Source organism: Pseudomonas sp. SAS7 (assembly GCF_052112345.1).
GTDB classification, from domain to species: domain Bacteria; phylum Pseudomonadota; class Gammaproteobacteria; order Pseudomonadales; family Pseudomonadaceae; genus Aquipseudomonas; species Aquipseudomonas putida_Q.
Window position 1 is genome coordinate 151,250 of the sequence record NZ_JBEGGO010000015.1, and the last position, 16,876, is coordinate 168,125.

Genomic DNA, 16,876 nt, shown 5'->3' on the forward strand with positions numbered 1-16,876 from the left:
GATGACCCAGAAAACCGCGATTGGCGAGTTCACCGCCGTAGAGCTGCTCGAACTGTACAAGCGCCGCCAGTTATCACCGGTGGAGGTGGTCGACGATGTGCTGGCGCGCATCGACCGGCATAACCCGGCGGTCAACGCCTACTGCCATGTCGACGGCGAAGGTGCACGCGCCGCCGCCCGTGCCAGCGAACAACGCTGGCAGCGTGGCGAACCCTGTGGCCGGCTGGATGGCGTACCCGCATCGATCAAGGACCTGACCCTGACCCGTGGCATGCCCACCCGCAAGGGGTCGCGCACCACCTCGGGTGCCGGGCCATGGGATGTCGATGCCCCCTTCAGCGCGTTCATGCGTGAAGCCGGCGCAGTGCTGGTGGGCAAGACCACCACGCCGGAGTTTGGCTGGAAAGGTGTGACCGACAACCCGCTGTACGGCATCACCCGCAACCCCTGGGATACCAGGCTGACTGCCGGCGGTTCGTCGGGGGGGGCTGCGGCGGCCGCCGCGCTTAACCTCGGGGTGCTTCACCAGGGCAGCGATGCCGGTGGCTCGATTCGCATCCCCTGCGCCTTTACCGGTACTTTCGGCATCAAGCCCACCTTCGGCCATGTGCCGCAATGGCCGGCCAGCGCCATGACCGTGCTGTCACACCTGGGGCCAATGACGCGCACTGTAGACGACTCGGTACTGATGCTGGACTGCGTAGCCCGCCCCGATGTGCGTGACGGGCTGGCCGGTGCGCCCCGGCATGCGCCGTGGTTGGGCCAGCAGCAAGACCTGAGCGGGTTGCGCATCGCCTACAGCGCCAACTTCGGTTATGTGCAGGTCGACCCACAGATCCAGGCGCTGGTGGCGCAAGCGGTGCAGCGCCTGGCGCGCCTGGGTGCGCAGGTCGAGGAAGTGGACCCGGGCTTCAGCGACCCGCTGGAAACCTTCAATACCCTGTGGTTTGCCGGCGCGGCACGCCTGGCAAGCACGCTGAGCGATGAACAGCGGGCGTTGCTGGACCCCGGGCTGCGCTGGATTGCCGAACAGGGGGCACAGATCAGCCTGGCCGAGTACACGCAGGCGCTGGAGGCTCGGGCCGATCTGATTGCCAAGATGAATGCCTTCCACCAGCGCTATGACGTGCTGGTATCGCCGATGCTGCCGTTGGTGGCGTTCGCGGCCGGGCACAACGTGCCGCCTGGGTCGGGGATGGCGCAATGGATGGAGTGGACGCCGTTCAGCTACCCCTTCAACCTGACCCAGCAGCCGGCGGCTTCGGTGCCCTGCGGGTTTACCCGTGAGGGGTTGCCGGTGGGCCTGCAGGTGGTGGCTGGGCGCTTTGCCGATGAGCAGGTATTGCGGGTGTGCAAGGTGTATGAGCAGCATTACCCGAGCCGACACTTGCAGGCACCGCGTTGAAATCCCGGGGCTGCTTTGCAGCCCCGGCACTCTCAGCCCAGACGCCCTTCTGGTGCATACGGCGCCGGGTCGATGATCGGCTCGGCCCCGGTCAGCAAGTCGGTAAACAGTTGGCACGAAGCTGGCGCGAGCACCAGCCCGTTGCGGTAATGCCCGCAGTTCAGCCACAGGCCCTTGTGCCCCGGCACCGGCCCGATGTAGGGGATGCCTTCCGGTGACCCAGGCCGCAGCCCGGCCCAGTGCCCCACCACGGTGGCACCTTCGAGCCCTGGCAGCAATTCCACCGCCGATGCCTTCAGGCTTTCCAGCGCATCTTCGGTCGGGGTCTTGTCGTACCCGGCATGCTCCAGCGTACTGCCCACCAGAATATGGCCATCCCGCCGCGGGATCGCATAGCGCCCTTTGGCCAGCACCATGCTCGGTAAAAAGTCTTCAGTGCATTTGAACAGGATCATCTGGCCCTTCACCGGCTCCACCGGCAGTTCAAGGCCCAAGGTACGCAACAGGTCGCCACTCCAAGCCCCGGCACTGAGCACCACCTCATCCGCCGCCAGCACGCCTTCAGCGGTCTGCACGCCGGTCACGCGCCCGCCCTGCTGAACGAAGCCCGTGATCTGGCAGTTTTCGCGCAAGGTGACGTTGGGCAGCGCCAGCAGCGCCGCCTTCAGCGACTTCACCAGGCGCGGGTTGCGCACGTTGGCTACACCGGCCATATAGATGGCGCGCTTGAATCCCGGGCCCAGCACCGGCACCGCGTCGTAGGCCGCCGAGATATCCACGGCACTGAGCGGCCGCTGCTCACGTTCGGCCCAGGCCAGCGCTTCGGCTTCGTCATCCAGGTCGAGCCAGTACAAGCCCGTGGTGTGCACTTCGGGGTCGATACCGGTGCTGGCGAACAAACGCTCGCCCAGCTGTGGATAAAAGTCCTGCGACCAATGAGCCAGGGCCGTCACGGCCGGGCTGTAGCGCCAGGGGTACAGCGGCGAGACGATGCCACCACCGGCCCACGACGACTCACGCCCGACCTCACCCTGGTCACACACCACCACCTGCCCGACCTTGGCCGCCAGGTTGAACGCCGTCAGCAGGCCGATCACCCCGCCGCCGACCACCACTACTTGCTTGCTCATCTGTCGATCCAACACCTGAAGTAAAACCGCGATGCACCGGGCATCATTCAACCTTCAGCTTCCCCAGCAGTGCTCGCTGCCGCCAACGGCACCCGGATTGCGCTGCACGCCGGCGTGGTCCAGCTGGAAGTCGCCACAGCCATCCTGCGCCATCAGCCCATGGGGCAACCGCCGGGCGCGCAGCGTGAAGGTGTCGCTGTCGCGCTGGGCCTGCAGGCTGTAATAGCGGGTACCGTCGGGCAAGGCCGGGTCGCCCTCGGCATATTGGCCGGTGCGTACGCGGTGGCGCTCCAGGCGCAGGGCGGCATCATGCAGCAGGCCAGCCACTTCGCTGCGTGCGGCTCGCCGAAGCTGGTCGCTGTAACTGGGGTAGGCAATGGCTGCCAGAATGCCGGTCACGGCCAGCACAATCAACAACTCGATCAGGCTCAAGCCTTGCTGCATGTCAGTCTCCTCTCAATCTTTGCCGCCAGGTGATGCGCCGGGTTGTGTCGCCGGCCACGGCGTAAACGGCTTCCAGCACGTGGCGTGACTGGGTTTGCTTGCTGACGGCCGTTATCCGGAACAAGGTGACAAGCAGCTCGTCCGACATATGCGCAGCGCAGGTGCTCGTGCCCAGGTTCTGTACATGGAAGTAACCGCTCGGTGTGCCCTGCCACTGCCCGGCCAGATCGTGCGGTCGAGCTGGCGGCAGGCAAGCGGTACACCGATCAGGAGGTGCCCGCTTGAGCTCGCCCTCACCTGCTTGCAACGCGGCCTCGGCCTCTTCGAACGCCAGCAGACCATCGCGCATGTAGCCAGCCATTCGCGTCTCCACCAAGGCCTCGCGCAGGGCCGAGGCCGCCAACAAGCCGAGCAGCAAGCTCAGCACCAACGCCAACAGCAGCACGACACCGCGTTGACGCTTCATGGCCCCGGCACCGGGTTGCGCAGTGCCACGCTCAGTTCATGGCGCTGTTCGAGTTTGAGCGTGGGCTCGTACAACGTGAGTGCGATATCTACCCGCTCTCCTCGGGGCGTTTGCACACGCTCGAAATGCACCTCTCGCACATTCTCCACCAGCGGCTGGAAGCTGGTTTTTCGTCTAAAGCTCAGGGTATCGCCGTTACGCTGGTAGACGTACTTGCTAACGGGATATGCCAGTGGGTAGGGCTTGCTCGCGATTTGCCCATCCTCCACAGATACCTTTTCAAGGCAGTCTGTCTGCACGAACCAGTCAGGTGCTCCTGCCTGCCCGGGCAGCTCTCCTACAACCAGGCTCAGCGTGGAGGGTGCCACCTCCAGAGGACGAGCGAACGCCTGCTGTGCAGTGGAACTCTTGAAGTCGTCAGGTTGCAGGCGCAAGCAACCGAACATTCCGGCCATGCGAATATCCTGAGCCATACGCAGCAACGCCTGACGTGCCTCATCCTGCATGCGCACCGCAGTACTTTGCAGGCGCCAAGTCTGGTGTACCGAAGCGAAGAGCTGGCTGGCCGCAGCCAGCAGCATCAAGCCGATGGCCAGCGCCATCACCACCTCAAGCAAACCGAACCCGCTCTGACGGCCCTTCATCGCCGCCGCTCATGCTCGCTGTGCGCCGCCAAGGCTTGCAGGCCCTCGCGACGCGCGCTGTCCGCAGCCTGCAATGCCTGCAACTGTATCGCTGCCGTTGCGAACATGCCCACGGCCACAACCACGACGGCCAATAATACTTCCAGGAGCGTCATGCCCCGTTGCCTCGCGTGCATCCCTGCACCTCCTGCGACTTTTCCTGCAATAGCCCTGAACCTGGCCGACTAGACCGCTTGGCCAGCGAACGTGAAGCTATAGCCAAGCACTTCCAGGGAGGAATGCACGGTGAAGCAACGAGGCGTAACACTGATACAAATGTTGTCGGCCTTGGCCGTGGCCATCTTGCTGACACAGCTCGGTATGCCGGCCTACGCCAGGATGAGCGACGACCTACACCGGGCAGCCGCTGCCCGTGATTTGGCACAGGCACTGCGCAGCGCACGCAGCCACGCCATGCTGCAAAGCCAGCCGGTGCTGGTGCAGGCGTTGGACGGTAACTGGGGAAATGGTTGGCGAGTGGTGCTGGAACATAACCAGCAGCTGCTGCGCGAGCATCGCCTTTCGAGGCCGCTCAAGATTACGAGCAATCGCGGGGAGCTGTTCAAGTTCAGTGCACTGGGCGTTCCAATGACGTTGAACAACAGCTGGTTGGGAACAACGCTGGAAGTGTGTGAACGCTCATCTGCCAGTAGCCGATATCAAGTGGTGCTGGCATCGACCGGGAGAGTCAGATTGGATACGAAGGCCCAGAGCAACTCTCGCTGCTAGCGCGCTCGCCGCAGGAGCGGCCTTGTGCCGCGAAAGGGCCGCAAAGCGGCCCCAGCGATATCAGCTTTGGTGCCGAAACCCTGGGGCTGCTTTGCAGCCCTTTCGCGACACAAGGCCGTTCCCACATTGAGAGCTGTGCAGCCCGGTCAGATCAACGAGCGAACCCGCAGCTCTTTGGGCATCGAGAAGGTGATGTTCTCTTCACGCCCGTCCAGCTCTTCAGCGCCGGTAGCGCCCCAGGCCTTGAGCTGTTCGATCACGCCACGTACCAGCACTTCGGGGGCCGAAGCACCGGCAGTGATGCCAATACGCGCCGCCTGTTCGAACCAGCCCTGTTGCAGGTCCTCGGCACCATCGATCAGGTAGGCCGGGGTGCCCATGCGTTCGGCCAGCTCACGCAGGCGGTTGGAGTTGGAGCTGTTCGGGCTGCCGACTACCAGCACCACGTCGCACTCGCCCGCCAGCTGCTTGACGGCGTCCTGGCGGTTCTGGGTGGCGTAGCAGATGTCGTCCTTGCGCGGGCCGCCGATATTCGGGAAGCGCGCACGCAGGGCGTCGATGACGCGGCTGGTGTCGTCCATCGACAGAGTGGTCTGGGTCACGAAGGCCAGGTGGTCAGGGTCGCGCACCTGCAGCTTGGCTACATCATCTTCGTCTTCGACGAGGTAGATGGAACCACCGTTGCTGGCGTCGTACTGACCCATGGTGCCTTCGACTTCCGGGTGCCCTTCGTGGCCGATGAGAATGCACTCACGGCCGTCGCGGCTGTACTTGGCCACCTCGATGTGCACCTTGGTCACCAGCGGGCAGGTGGCATCGAACACTTTCAGGCCACGGCCAGCTGCTTCCTGGCGCACGGCCTGGGAAACACCGTGGGCACTGAAGATGACGATGACATCGTCCGGCACCTGGTCCAGCTCTTCGACGAAGATAGCGCCGCGGTTGCGCAGGTCTTCGACCACGAACTTGTTGTGCACCACTTCGTGACGCACATAGATCGGCGGGCCGAAGACTTCCAGCGCACGGTTGACGATCTCGATCGCCCGGTCGACCCCCGCGCAGAAGCCGCGAGGGTTGGCGAGTTTGATTTGCATGCTCGGCTCCAGGCTTACAGGGCCTTCACCTCGAGGATCTCCACCTCGAAGGTCAGGGTCTTGCCAGCCAGTGGGTGATTGAAGTCGATGGTCACCTGGTCGTCATCGAACGCTTTGACCACACCCGGCAGCTCGGCGTTGGCGGCATCGTTGAAGATGATCAGCAGCCCGTCGGACAGCTCCATGCCCTCGAAGTTGGACCGCGGCATGACTTGCACGTTCTGCGGGTTGGGCTGGCCGAAGGCGTTCTCCGGGGCCACTACCACTGTGCGCTTGTCACCGGCCTTGAAGCCGAACAGCGCGCTTTCGAAGCCCGGCAACAGGTTGCCATCGCCAACCTTGAAGGTGGCCGGGGCTTTGTCGAACGTGCTGTCGACGGTGTCGCCGTTTTCCAGGTGCAGCGCGAAGTGCAGGGTGACTTCGGTGTTCTGGCCGATACGGGTGTCAGTCATGGACCGGATCCTCGGACTTCTTGCTCTTGAACATATCCAGCGCCAGCATCACCGCACCAACGGTGATGGCGCTGTCGGCCACGTTGAAGGCCGGGAAGTAATGGCGGTTTTGCCAGTGCACCAGGATGAAGTCGACCACATGGCCCAGCACGACGCGGTCGTACAGGTTGCCAATGGCGCCACCCAGCACCAGCGCCAGCGCCACGGCCAGCCAGGTTTCGTTGCGCCCCAGGCGCTTGAGCCACACCACCAGTACGGCACTGACCACCACGGCGATCAGGGCGAACAGCCAGCGCTGCCAGCCAGCGCCATCAGCGAGGAAGCTGAAAGCGGCGCCGGTGTTGTAGGCCAGGGTCCAGCTGAAGTAGTCAGGGATGACCACAATCTGCTGGTACATGGTCAGGGCGTTGTTGAAATACAGCTTGGTGGCCTGGTCGACGACCAGCACCAGCAAGCTCAGCCAAAGCCATGCAAGGCGCCCAAAGCGCCCCACTGCCGGGTTAGGCATAGTGACGCACCTCGCCCGAACCGGTCAGGTTATCGACGCAACGGCTGCAGATTTCCGGGTGCTCCGGGTGGCTGCCGACGTCGGCGCGGAAGTGCCAGCAACGGCCGCACTTGGCGTGGCCGGACTTGACCACTTTCAGCTTGAGGCCTTCGACTTCTGTGGCCACGGCGTCTGCCGGCGCCTGCACGAACGGCACCACGCTGGCGGCCGAGGTGATCAGCACGAAGCGCAGCTCGTCGCCCAGCTTGCCCAGGTCGGCGCTCAGCCCTTCGTCGGCGTACAGGGTGACTTCGGCCTGCAGGTTGCCGCCGATGACCTTGGCGGTACGCTGGTTTTCCAGCTCCTTGTTCACCGATGCCTTCACCGCCATTACACGGTCCCAGTAAGCGCGGTCCAGCTCGGTGCCTTCTGGCAGCTCGCTCAGGCCCTGGTACCAGCCGTTGAGCATCACCGACTCGTTGCGCTCGCCCGGCAGGTACTGCCAGATTTCGTCAGCGGTGAACGCCAGGATCGGCGCAATCCAGCGCACCAGCGCTTCGCTGATGTGGTACAGCGCGGTCTGGCAGGAACGGCGGGCGACACTGTTGGCGCCGGTGGTGTACTGGCGGTCCTTGATGATGTCGAGGTAGAAGCCGCCCAGCTCCTGCACGCAGAAGTTGTGCACCTTGGAGTAGACGTTCCAGAAACGGTACTCGCTGTAGTGCTCTTCCAGCTCGCGTTGCAGCAGCAGGGTACGGTCCACGGCCCAGCGGTCCAGTGCCAGCATGTCTTGCGGGGCCAGCAGGTCGCGGGCCGGGTCGAAACCGGACAGGTTGGACAGCAGGAAGCGGGCGGTATTGCGGATACGGCGGTAGGCGTCGGCGCTACGCTGCAGGATCTGCTCGGAAACCGCCATTTCACCGGAATAGTCAGTGGCCGAAACCCACAGGCGCAGGATGTCGGCACCCAGGGTGTTGTTGACCTTCTCCGGCTCGATGGTGTTACCCAGCGACTTGGACATCTTGCGGCCGTTCTCGTCCACGGTGAAGCCGTGGGTCAGCAGTTCGCGGTACGGCGCGTGGTTGTCGATGGCGCAACCGGTGAGCAACGACGAGTGGAACCAGCCACGATGCTGGTCGGAGCCTTCCAGGTACAGGTCGGCGACCGGGCCGGTGGCGTGGCCGATGTCGTGCGAGCCACGCAGCACGTGCCAGTGGGTGGTGCCCGAGTCGAACCACACGTCCAAGGTATCGGTGATCTTGTCGTACTGGCCGGCTTCTTCACCCAGCAGTTCGACGGCATCCAGCTTGAACCAGGCTTCGATACCTTCCTGTTCAACGCGCTTGGCCACCGCTTCCATCAGTTCGACGGTACGTGGGTGCAGCTCGCCGGTCTGCTTGTGCAGGAAGAACGGGATCGGCACACCCCAGTTGCGCTGACGCGAGATGCACCAGTCCGGGCGGTTGGCGATCATCGAGTGCAGGCGCGCCTGGCCCCAGGCCGGCACGAACTTGGTCTCTTCGATGGCCTTGAGCGCGCGCTCACGCAGCGGCTCGCCAGTGCCTGGCTGCTTGTCCATGCCGACGAACCACTGCGCGGTGGCGCGGTAGATCAGTGGGGTCTTGTGGCGCCAGCAGTGCATGTAGCTGTGGCTGATGGTTTCGGTGTGCATCAGCGCACCGGCTTCGCTCAGCTTCTCGACGATGGCCGGGTTGGCCTTCCAGATGAACTGGCCGCCGAAGAACTCCAGCGATTCGACGTACACGCCGTTGCTTTGCACCGGGGTGAGGATGTCGTCATTAACCATGCCGTAGCGCTTGCAGGTGACGAAGTCGTCTTCACCATAAGCAGGCGCGGAGTGAACCACACCGGTACCGGCGCCCAGTTCGACGTAGTCGGCCAGGTAGACAGGCGACAGGCGATCGTAGAACGGGTGGCGGAAGTTGATCAGCTCCAGAGCCGAACCCTGGGCAGTGGCGATGACCGAGCCTTCCAGGTTGTAGCGCTTGAGGCACGACTCGACCAGCTCTTCGGCCAGCACCAGCAGACGCTCGCCGGTATCGACCAGGGCGTACTTGAACTCCGGGTGGATGTTCAGCGCCTGGTTGGCGGGGATGGTCCACGCAGTGGTGGTCCAGATCACGATGGCGGCTGGCTTGGCCAGCGCCTCCAGCCCGAAGGCGGCAGCCAGCTTGGCCTCGTCGGCAATCGGGAAGGCCACGTCGATGGTCTGGGATTTTTTGTCGGCGTATTCGACTTCCGCTTCAGCCAGGGCCGAACCGCAATCGAAGCACCAGTTCACAGGTTTGAGGCCCTTGAACACGAAGCCTTGCTTGACCATCTCGGCCAGGGCGCGGATTTCACCGGCCTCGTTGGCGAAGTTCATGGTCTTGTACGGGTTGTCCCAGTCACCCAGTACACCCAGGCGAATGAACTCGGTCTTCTGCCCTTCGATCTGCTCGGCGGCGTACTCACGGCACAGCTCGCGGGTACGATCGGCAGAGAGGTGCTTGCCGTGGGTAACCTCGACCTTGTGCTCGATCGGCAGGCCATGGCAGTCCCAGCCCGGAACATACGGCGCATCGTAGCCGGCCAGGGTCTTGGAGCGGACGATCATGTCCTTGAGGATCTTGTTCAGCGCATGACCGATGTGAATCTTGCCGTTGGCATAGGGCGGGCCGTCGTGCAGGACGAACTTGGGACGATCCTTGCCAATTTCGCGCAGCTTCTGGTACAGGCCAATGCTGTCCCAGCGCTGCAGGATCTGCGGTTCGCGCTGAGGCAGGCCGGCCTTCATGGGGAAGGCGGTGTCCGGAAGGTTAAGCGTGGCTTTGTAGTCGGTCATTTCAGGCTCTTCGTTAGCGGTTGAGCGTGCCAATGTGCACGTGCGGCGGCGATATCCGCATCGATCGCCGACTTCAGCGCCTCCAGGGAGGCGAATCGCTGCTCTTCACGCAGCTTGTGGTGGAACTCCACCGTCAGACGCCGGCCATACAGGTCGCCGGCATAATCCAGAAGATGAATCTCCAGGTGCGGGCGCCCATCACCGGCAACGGTGGGACGCACGCCAATATTGCCTACACCCGGCCAGGCCTTGCCGTCGATTTCGATGCTGGCCAGGTAGACCCCGGACAGCGGCACGCGGCGGCGCTTGAGCTGGATGTTGGCGGTAGGTGTGCCGAGCTGGCGGGCCAGCTTCTGGCCATGCAGCACACGGCCGGTGATGCTGTACGGGCGGCCCAGCAGGTGCTCGGCCAGCTCGAAGTTACCTTCGGACAGGGCCTTGCGCACTTCGGTGCTGCTGACCCGCAGGCCGTCCTGGATTACCGTGTTGGCGGCCTCGACGGTGAAGCCGTACTGCTTGCCGGCCTCGATCAGGAAGGCGAAGTCGCCGGCGCGGTCGCAGCCAAAGCGGAAGTCATCACCCACTTCGAGGTGGCGCACGCCCAGGCCGTCGACCAGGATGGCCTTGACGAAGGCATCGGCGCTGAGCTTGCTCAGGCGCTGGTTGAACGCCAGGCACAGCACCCGGTCGATGCCTTCGGCGGCCAGCAGTTCGACCTTGTCGCGCAGGCGGGCCAGGCGCGCCGGCGCAGTATCAGGGGCGAAGTACTCGCGCGGTTGTGGTTCGAAGATCACCACGCAGGTCGGCAGGCCCAAGGCCTGGCCGCGCTCGCGCAGGCGCGCCAGGATTGCCTGGTGGCCGCGGTGAACCCCGTCGAAGTTGCCAATGGTGGCGACACAGCCCCGGTGCTCGGGGCGCAGGTTGTGAAGACCTCGAACCAGCTGCATAACGCGCTTCTTGCTCATAAAGTGGCCGATTATAACCACACCCGGGCGCCGGTGACAGGCAGCAACGCCCAAGGGCGGCGTGGAATGCGAAAAACCGACGCCTGACCCGCCTGAAGCCTCAATGCAGGGCCTTGCGAGCGAAATGCCTGGGCCGGAAGCCGCACAGGTACAGGCAGCCGAAATACGTCACGACACCTGCCACAATCAACGCCCCAAGCCGCAGGAAGCGCTCAAGCATGATGCCCTGCTCCCAGGCCGGCATATAGTGCATGCCCGCCAACAGTACCGCCGACATCAGCACCACTGCCAAGACAAGCTTGAGCAGGAACATTGCCCAGCCTGGCTGTGGCTCGAACAACTGCTGGCTGCGCAGCTTCCAGAACAGCAAGCCGGCATTCAGGCAGGCACCCAGGCTGATTGCCAATGCCAGACCGGCATGTGCAAGCGGGCCGACCAGGGCGAGGTTGAACAACTGGGTACAGACCAGGGTGAAAATCGCAATCTTTACCGGCGTGCGGATATTCTGCTGCGCATAGAAGCCGGGTGCCAGCACCTTGACCAGAATGATCGCCAGCAAACCTACCGAATAGGCCATCAGCGCCCGCTGTGTCATGGCCGCATCAAACGCACTGAACTTGCCATATTGAAAGAGCGCAACGGTCAGCGGCTCGGCAAGGATGGCCAAGGCCAAGGTGCACGGCAGCACCAGCAGGAAGCACAGGCGCAGGCCCCAGTCGAGGATCCGCGAGTATTCCTCGCGGTCCTTGTTGGCGTAGGTCTTGGCCAGGGTCGGCAGCAGGATGGTGCCCAGGGCCACGCCCAGCACGCCTGAAGGCAGCTCCATGAGGCGGTCGGCGTAATACATCCACGACACCGAGCCGGCCACCAGGAACGAGGCGAAGATGGTGTTGATGATCAGCGAGATCTGGCTCACCGATACGCCGAGAATCGCCGGCAGCATCTGCTTCAGTACACGCCACACCCCCGCGTCCTTCAGGTTAAGACGCGGCAGCACGAGCATGCCGATCTTCTTCAATGCCGGCAGCTGGTACAGCAACTGCGCCAGGCCACCCGCCAGCACGCCCCAGGCCAGGGCCATGATGGGCGGGTTGAAGTACGGCGTCAGCAGCACGGCGAAGGCGATCATCGCCACGTTCAACAGGGTTGGGGTGAAGGCCGGTACCGAAAAACGGTTCCAGGTATTGAGGATCGCACCGGCCAGGGAAGACAGCGAGATCAGCAATATATAAGGAAAGGTCACCCGCAACAGGGAGGTGGTCAGCTCGTATTTTTCTGCGTTGTCGACGAAGCCCGGGGCTGTTGCCCACACCACCCACGGCGCCGCGAGGATGCCGATGGCAGTCACCAGGGCAAGGACCAGGGTCAGCAGGCCGCTGACATAGGCAATGAAGGTACGCGTCGCCTCCTCGCCCTGCTGGGTCTTGTATTCGGCCAGGATCGGAACAAAGGCCTGGGAAAACGCACCCTCGGCGAAAATGCGCCGCAGCAGGTTGGGCAGTTTGAACGCGATGAAAAAGGCATCGGTGGCGACGCCGGCACCAAAGATGCGCGCCAGGATGGTGTCACGCACGAAGCCCAGCACCCGGGAAATCATGGTGATCGAGCTTACTGCAGCCAGGGATTTGAGCAGGTTCATCGAAAAGATTCACGCCAATGGCAGAGGACGCTGCCAGACAGCGTCCGAATGTGCGATACTCCCGCGCCTTCGCAGGGGAGCCAAAAATTCCCGAGTGTACAGGTCGCGCAGCAGAAAGGAATCTTTCCCTCTTGTTGGCGCACCGCTCGGCGGAACCTTGCAGGTGGCCTTGACAATCGATCTACTGATCGGCATGATTCGCGGCCTATTTTGTTTGCTATTTACCTAAAGTCTTTCGAGGAGCTCGACGGTGGCCAACACACCTTCCGCCAAGAAACGTGCAAAACAGGCTGAGAAGCGTCGCAGCCACAACGCCAGCCTGCGTTCCATGGTCCGCACCTACATCAAGAATGTAGTTAAAGCCATTGACGCAAAAGACGCCGACAAAGCGCAAGCCGCTTACGTTCTGGCTGTACCTGTAATCGACCGTATGGCCGACAAAGGTATCATCCACAAGAACAAAGCTGCTCGTCACAAAGGCCGTCTGAATGGCCACATCAAGGCGCTGAAAGAAGCTGCAGCTGCCTAAGCGACGCGCTATTCGAAAAACCGACCCTAGGGTCGGTTTTTTGTTGCCTGCGATTTAGACACCAGCACCAACACGCTTTGTGTAGGAGCGGCCTTGTGTCGCGATCGGGCTGCACAGCAGCCCCAGCAATATCGGCATCGACGCTAATACCGAGGGGCCGCTGCGCAGCCCGATCGCGACACAAGGCCGCTCCTACACAAAGCAGGGCGGCGTTGGCCTTTGAGTTACTTGGCTATCTGAATCTTCGGCGCCCACTGCAGCCATTCATCCTCGGCCTTCTCGAACAAGGCAAAGGTCTGCTGCGGCCGTGCCGGGTTGCCCATCTGCTCGCCATCCGGCGTTGCAAAGGCGATACCGCCATCAATCAGGGTCTCCACCGACTCGGTACGCACGGTAGCCCCCTTGAACAGCCCCCAGTCGAAACCGAAGCCACTGCTGTTCCAGAAGCGGCTGCCACTGCGCACCAGGGCCGCATAGCGCGGCTCGATGAGGATATGGATCAGCACGCGGTCAGCGCTCTGCCCCAACTCGAAGCCAGTCACCTTGCCGACCGCAACCTCACGATAAGTGACTGGCACACCTGGCTTGATCGATCCACGGCGCGGGGCGCTGAGGGTCAATGGCAAGCCGACTTCCGGCCCCGCCACTTGCGGGGCATCGGCCAGGGCAATGAAATCGCGCTGTGGGCCACGGTCCTTGGCTGCCGGCTGCACCTCCAGGTACTGCCCGCCAATCAGCGTGTCGAGGTTCTCGGTGCGTACCAGGCCCAAGGCTGGCTTGACTACCCAGAACTGCGTACCGGCACGGGCGATACGGTTTGCCGCCTCGGTGATACGTGCCCGCAGCAGCACTGCCTGCAAGTCATCGGTCAGGTCGACGCTCTCGATACTGCCCACATCCAGGCCACGGAAGCGGATTGGCGTACCCGGCTTCAGGCCATCTGCACGGTCTACACGGACGGTGATCAAGGTACCCGCGCGGTTTACCGCTTCCTGGCTGTCATGCAGACGGAAGCGTGGAATGTGGCGTTTCAGCGCCACATCGGGCCGTGGCGTGTCGAACGCAATACCGCCGGCCATCAACGTTTGCAGCGACTCACTCTTGATCTTGATGCCCGACAGGCCGCCGGTCAGGGTAATGCCACTGACGTTCCAGAAGCGCGACGAGCCGTTGACCAGCTTTTCGTATTCCTTCTCGATATGCACACCAATCAGGATACGGTTGCTGTTACGAGCAAACTGGTAGCTCTGCACGCTACCCACCTTGACCTGGCGATACATCACCGGGCTGCCGATTTCCAGAGAACCCAGGGTATCGGCGAACAACACCATGTGCAGGCCTGGCGCCTTGAGGTCAAGCGGCGGCGCCTTGGCGCGGGCCTCGAACTCACGCTCGGGCCGTTCACCCTTCTCACCCGGGCGAATGGCAATGTAGTTACCTTTGACCAGCGCCTCCAGGCCGGTGATACCTGCCAGGGAAATCGACGGCTTGACCACCCAGAACTGCGTGCCCTCGACCAGGTAGTCTTCAGTCAGCGGGTCCAGCGTCAGCTCGGCCGATGCGCTGGACAGGTTGTCTTCCATCTTCAGGGCTTTCAGCGAGCCCACCTGAATACCCTTGTACATGACCGGCGTGCGGCCTGCCTGCAGGCCCTCGTAATCGCTCAGCTTCACCTTGACCCGGATACCCGCCTGGGCTGCGTCGAAGTCTTCATAAAGGCGGAACGGCAGGCTCGGGTCGGTAGGCGGGCTGTCCTTGCGGTATTCCGGCGTGGCAAAGGCGATACCACCGGCCACAATGCTCGACAGCGACTCGCTGCGCACCTTCACACCTGACAGCGAAGCATCGATGCTGACGCCGCTGGCGTTCCAGAAACGCGTGTGCTTGCGCACCAGGCTGGCGTAGGCGGGCTCGATGAACACCTTGATCTCGACGGTGCTCTGGTCCTCGGACAGGCGATAGCTTTTAACCCGACCCACCTGGATCTGCTTGTAGAAGATCGGGCTGTCACGGTTGAGCGAACCCAGCCTGTCGGCTTTGAGGGTGAGATGCAGGCCAGGCTCCGAATCCGAGAGCGGCGGCGCAACCTTCAGGGCGGTAAAGCGCTTGGTACGCTCGCCCTCCCCCGGGCTGACGGCGATGTAGTTACCCGACACCAGTGTTTCAAGGCCGGTAATACCCGCCAGGCTGACACTCGGCTTCACCAGCCAGAAACGCGTGCCTTTGGTCAGGTGTGGTTCGGCGTCCTTGTTCATCTCGATGGTGGCGATCACCCCCTGGTTGTTGCCCTCGGCGTCGAGTACCAGGCTCTTCACTTTGCCTACCGGCATGCCCTTGTAGATGACTTCGGTCTTGTTGGCGACGATACCTTCACCCGACTCGAAGCGAACTTCAATTTCCACGCCGGCCTTGCTGTAGGCCTGCCACGCGAGCCAGCCACCGATCATCAGGGCGATCAAAGGCAGGATCCAGATGGCCGACCAGTTCGAGGCTGGGCGGGTTTTAGCCGTTGGCAGGTCACTCATGGTCGTCATCCGACTCCGTGTTATCCCAAATCAGTCGGGGATCGAAAGTTAAAGCGGCAAGCATTGTCAGGATCACCACAGTTGCGAAGGCGACAGCGCCCAGGTTGGCTTCGACACTGGCGATTCGGCCGAAATTCACCACTGCCACCAGGATGGCGATGACGAAGATATCGAGCATGGACCAGCGCCCAATGAATTCAATGAAGCGGTACATCAATATCCGTTGCCGCGCTGAAAGCGGCTGGTGACGCTGAACGGAGTACAACAGCAAGCCGATGCCCACCAGCTTGAAGGTGGGCACCAGGATACTGGCAATGAACACCACGGCGGCAATAGGTACCATGCCGTGCTTGAGCAGTGTGATGACGCCGGACATGATCGTGTCGGGGCTGCCCTGGCCGAGTGTACTCACGGTCATGATCGGCAGCAGGTTGGCCGGGATGTACAGGATCGACGCGGCAACCAGCAGCGCCCAGGTACGCACGATACTGTTAGGGCGACGAGCATGCACAGTGGCGCCACAGCGTGTACAAGTCTGCGAAGTGCCATCTGGCACTTGCTTGTTCAGTTCATGACATTCATTGCAGACAACAATGCCTGCATCAATCGCCCGCATGCAGGTCCTCCCCCGATAGCGCACTCCAGATCTGGTGTGGTGACATCACCACTTCCAGCCATACCTGGACCAGTAACAGGCTGATGAAGCAGAACAGCCCCAGGCCCACGGTGAGTTCTGCCAGGTCCACCAGCTTGACGATGGCCACCAGCACACCCATGAAGTAAACCTCGAGCATGCCCCAGTCACGCAAGTGGTGATAGATGCGGTAGAACAGCAGGCCGAAGTTGCGCCCCACGTTCAAGCGGATACTCAGCAATACCACCAGCTGGCAAAGCAGTTTTGCCAGGGGGATGGCCATGCTGCACAGGAACACGACCATCGCCACCCCACGCATCTGCGAGTTGTACAGGCCCAGTACGCCACTCCAGACAGTATCGTCCGAGGTCTGGCCAAGCAGGTGCAGCTGCATGATCGGCAGAAAATTGGCAGGTATGAACAACAAGAGTGCGGTCAGTACCAGGGCCAGGCTGCGGTTGACTACATTGTGCCGGTGGGCATAGAGCTCGTAGCCACAGCGTGGGCATTGGGCTTTTTCATCGTGCTGGAGCACAGGCTTGCGCAGCAGCAGGTCGCATTCGTGGCAGGCGACAAGCTCGTCCAACGGTAATTGGGCCAGGGCTTCGTGTTCGTCAGAATTGGGCATATGGCGCTTCTGGATAGGTGCGTGGGCCTATTCTAGTGTTCTGGCTCGAATTGTGGGAGGCGACTTACCACAGATCCCTGTAGGAGCAGCCTTGTGCTGCGAAGGGCCATTGCAGCCGAAGATGATCTTTAGCCTTACCGGCCTCTTCGCAGCACAAGGCTGCTCCTACAGGGCTTCGGGCAGGGCTGGCAGTTTTTTGCCCACAAAGACAAAACCCCTAA

At 62.5% G+C, this 16,876-nt stretch carries 17 protein-coding genes; 3 read left to right on the forward strand and 14 right to left on the reverse strand.

The features are described from left to right. The first annotated feature begins 1 nt into the window (after window position 1). Complete coding sequence (locus tag ABI582_RS22445) at window positions 2–1,405, forward strand: amidase (RefSeq protein ID WP_442120292.1); 1,404 nt, start codon at window positions 2–4, stop codon at window positions 1,403–1,405. Between the two features lie 32 nt (window positions 1,406–1,437). Here ABI582_RS22445 and thiO read toward each other — a convergent pair whose 3' ends face one another. From thiO to ABI582_RS22470, 5 genes are read right to left on the reverse strand one after another with little or no spacing between them, the layout of a single operon-like run. Further along, window positions 1,438–2,535, reverse strand: a complete 1,098-nt coding sequence (gene thiO / locus ABI582_RS22450) for a glycine oxidase ThiO (protein ID WP_442120293.1) — start codon at window positions 2,533–2,535, stop codon at window positions 1,438–1,440. A gap of 54 nt (window positions 2,536–2,589) precedes the next feature. Then, window positions 2,590–2,979, reverse strand: coding sequence for a type IV pilin protein (locus tag ABI582_RS22455; RefSeq protein WP_442120294.1), 390 nt, complete (start codon window positions 2,977–2,979; stop codon window positions 2,590–2,592). A gap of 1 nt (window position 2,980) precedes the next feature. After that, on the reverse strand, window positions 2,981–3,445 hold the full coding sequence (locus ABI582_RS22460) for a hypothetical protein (RefSeq protein ID WP_442120295.1): 465 nt from the start codon (window positions 3,443–3,445) through the stop codon (window positions 2,981–2,983). Beyond that, a complete protein-coding gene (locus ABI582_RS22465; RefSeq protein WP_442120296.1) occupies window positions 3,442–4,089 on the reverse strand; it encodes a PilW family protein in 648 nt (215 codons plus the stop codon). Before ABI582_RS22465 ends, ABI582_RS22460 begins: the two co-directional genes overlap by 4 nt. Next, complete coding sequence (locus ABI582_RS22470) at window positions 4,086–4,265, reverse strand: prepilin-type N-terminal cleavage/methylation domain-containing protein (RefSeq protein WP_338746000.1); 180 nt, start codon at window positions 4,263–4,265, stop codon at window positions 4,086–4,088. The genes ABI582_RS22465 and ABI582_RS22470 overlap by 4 nt, the downstream gene beginning before the upstream one ends. A gap of 109 nt (window positions 4,266–4,374) precedes the next feature. On the opposite strand from ABI582_RS22470, the gene ABI582_RS22475 reads away from it, so the two are divergent. Then, complete coding sequence (locus tag ABI582_RS22475) at window positions 4,375–4,857, forward strand: GspH/FimT family pseudopilin (RefSeq protein ID WP_338745999.1); 483 nt, start codon at window positions 4,375–4,377, stop codon at window positions 4,855–4,857. Between the two features lie 146 nt (window positions 4,858–5,003). Here ABI582_RS22475 and ispH read toward each other — a convergent pair whose 3' ends face one another. The 6 genes from ispH to murJ form a co-directional block, all read right to left on the reverse strand. Then, entirely contained in the window at window positions 5,004–5,951 is a 948-nt protein-coding gene (gene ispH, locus ABI582_RS22480; RefSeq protein ID WP_043202385.1) for a 4-hydroxy-3-methylbut-2-enyl diphosphate reductase, read from the reverse strand. 14 nt (window positions 5,952–5,965) lie between these two features. Continuing rightward, a complete protein-coding gene (gene fkpB / locus ABI582_RS22485) occupies window positions 5,966–6,403 on the reverse strand; it encodes an FKBP-type peptidyl-prolyl cis-trans isomerase (protein ID WP_019473245.1) in 438 nt (145 codons plus the stop codon). Continuing rightward, window positions 6,396–6,911, reverse strand: a complete 516-nt coding sequence (lspA, locus tag ABI582_RS22490; protein ID WP_016501596.1) for a signal peptidase II — start codon at window positions 6,909–6,911, stop codon at window positions 6,396–6,398. Before lspA ends, fkpB begins: the two co-directional genes overlap by 8 nt. Further along, the gene (gene ileS / locus ABI582_RS22495) at window positions 6,904–9,735 is read right to left on the reverse strand and encodes an isoleucine--tRNA ligase (RefSeq protein ID WP_442120297.1); all 2,832 of its coding nucleotides are present in this window, start codon (window positions 9,733–9,735) and stop codon (window positions 6,904–6,906) included. Before ileS ends, lspA begins: the two co-directional genes overlap by 8 nt. Continuing rightward, window positions 9,732–10,682: a bifunctional riboflavin kinase/FAD synthetase gene (ribF, locus tag ABI582_RS22500; RefSeq protein WP_403013185.1), complete on the reverse strand. Its 951-nt coding sequence runs from the start codon at window positions 10,680–10,682 to the stop codon at window positions 9,732–9,734. Before ribF ends, ileS begins: the two co-directional genes overlap by 4 nt. Before the next feature lie 118 nt (window positions 10,683–10,800). Beyond that, window positions 10,801–12,339: a murein biosynthesis integral membrane protein MurJ gene (gene murJ, locus ABI582_RS22505; RefSeq protein ID WP_049277614.1), complete on the reverse strand. Its 1,539-nt coding sequence runs from the start codon at window positions 12,337–12,339 to the stop codon at window positions 10,801–10,803. 250 nt (window positions 12,340–12,589) lie between these two features. Here murJ and rpsT point away from each other — a divergent pair, with 250 nt between their 5' ends. After that, window positions 12,590–12,868: a 30S ribosomal protein S20 gene (rpsT, locus tag ABI582_RS22510; protein WP_016484776.1), complete on the forward strand. Its 279-nt coding sequence runs from the start codon at window positions 12,590–12,592 to the stop codon at window positions 12,866–12,868. Window positions 12,869–13,092: 224 nt separating this feature from the next. On the opposite strand, the gene ABI582_RS22515 is transcribed toward rpsT, so the two are convergent. Genes ABI582_RS22515 through ABI582_RS22525 form a run of 3 tightly spaced genes read right to left on the reverse strand, consistent with a single transcriptional unit; the run spans window position 13,093 to window position 16,655 of the window. After that, a complete protein-coding gene (locus tag ABI582_RS22515) occupies window positions 13,093–15,393 on the reverse strand; it encodes a PqiB family protein (RefSeq protein ID WP_338745997.1) in 2,301 nt (766 codons plus the stop codon). After that, entirely contained in the window at window positions 15,386–16,009 is a 624-nt protein-coding gene (locus ABI582_RS22520) for a paraquat-inducible protein A (protein WP_338745996.1), read from the reverse strand. The genes ABI582_RS22515 and ABI582_RS22520 overlap by 8 nt, the downstream gene beginning before the upstream one ends. Then, a complete protein-coding gene (locus ABI582_RS22525) occupies window positions 15,996–16,655 on the reverse strand; it encodes a paraquat-inducible protein A (protein ID WP_442120298.1) in 660 nt (219 codons plus the stop codon). Before ABI582_RS22525 ends, ABI582_RS22520 begins: the two co-directional genes overlap by 14 nt. Window positions 16,656–16,876: the final 221 nt, after the last annotated feature.

Bases quoted from the DNA above. Each gene is read 5' to 3' on its own strand.
- ABI582_RS22445 (WP_442120292.1), top strand. From the start codon at position 2: ATGACCCAGAAAACCGCGATTGGCGAGTTCACCGCCGTAGAGCTGCTC.
- thiO (WP_442120293.1), bottom strand. From the start codon at position 2,535: ATGAGCAAGCAAGTAGTGGTGGTCGGCGGCGGGGTGATCGGCCTGCTG.
- ABI582_RS22455 (WP_442120294.1), bottom strand. From the start codon at position 2,979: ATGCAGCAAGGCTTGAGCCTGATCGAGTTGTTGATTGTGCTGGCCGTG.
- ABI582_RS22460 (WP_442120295.1), bottom strand. From the start codon at position 3,445: ATGAAGCGTCAACGCGGTGTCGTGCTGCTGTTGGCGTTGGTGCTGAGC.
- ABI582_RS22465 (WP_442120296.1), bottom strand. From the start codon at position 4,089: ATGAAGGGCCGTCAGAGCGGGTTCGGTTTGCTTGAGGTGGTGATGGCG.
- ABI582_RS22470 (WP_338746000.1), bottom strand. From the start codon at position 4,265: ATGCACGCGAGGCAACGGGGCATGACGCTCCTGGAAGTATTATTGGCC.
- ispH (WP_043202385.1), bottom strand. From the start codon at position 5,951: ATGCAAATCAAACTCGCCAACCCTCGCGGCTTCTGCGCGGGGGTCGAC.
- fkpB (WP_019473245.1), bottom strand. From the start codon at position 6,403: ATGACTGACACCCGTATCGGCCAGAACACCGAAGTCACCCTGCACTTC.
- lspA (WP_016501596.1), bottom strand. From the start codon at position 6,911: ATGCCTAACCCGGCAGTGGGGCGCTTTGGGCGCCTTGCATGGCTTTGG.
- ileS (WP_442120297.1), bottom strand. From the start codon at position 9,735: ATGACCGACTACAAAGCCACGCTTAACCTTCCGGACACCGCCTTCCCC.
- ribF (WP_403013185.1), bottom strand. From the start codon at position 10,682: ATGCAGCTGGTTCGAGGTCTTCACAACCTGCGCCCCGAGCACCGGGGC.
- murJ (WP_049277614.1), bottom strand. From the start codon at position 12,339: ATGAACCTGCTCAAATCCCTGGCTGCAGTAAGCTCGATCACCATGATT.
- ABI582_RS22515 (WP_338745997.1), bottom strand. From the start codon at position 15,393: ATGAGTGACCTGCCAACGGCTAAAACCCGCCCAGCCTCGAACTGGTCG.
- ABI582_RS22520 (WP_338745996.1), bottom strand. From the start codon at position 16,009: ATGCGGGCGATTGATGCAGGCATTGTTGTCTGCAATGAATGTCATGAA.
- ABI582_RS22525 (WP_442120298.1), bottom strand. From the start codon at position 16,655: ATGCCCAATTCTGACGAACACGAAGCCCTGGCCCAATTACCGTTGGAC.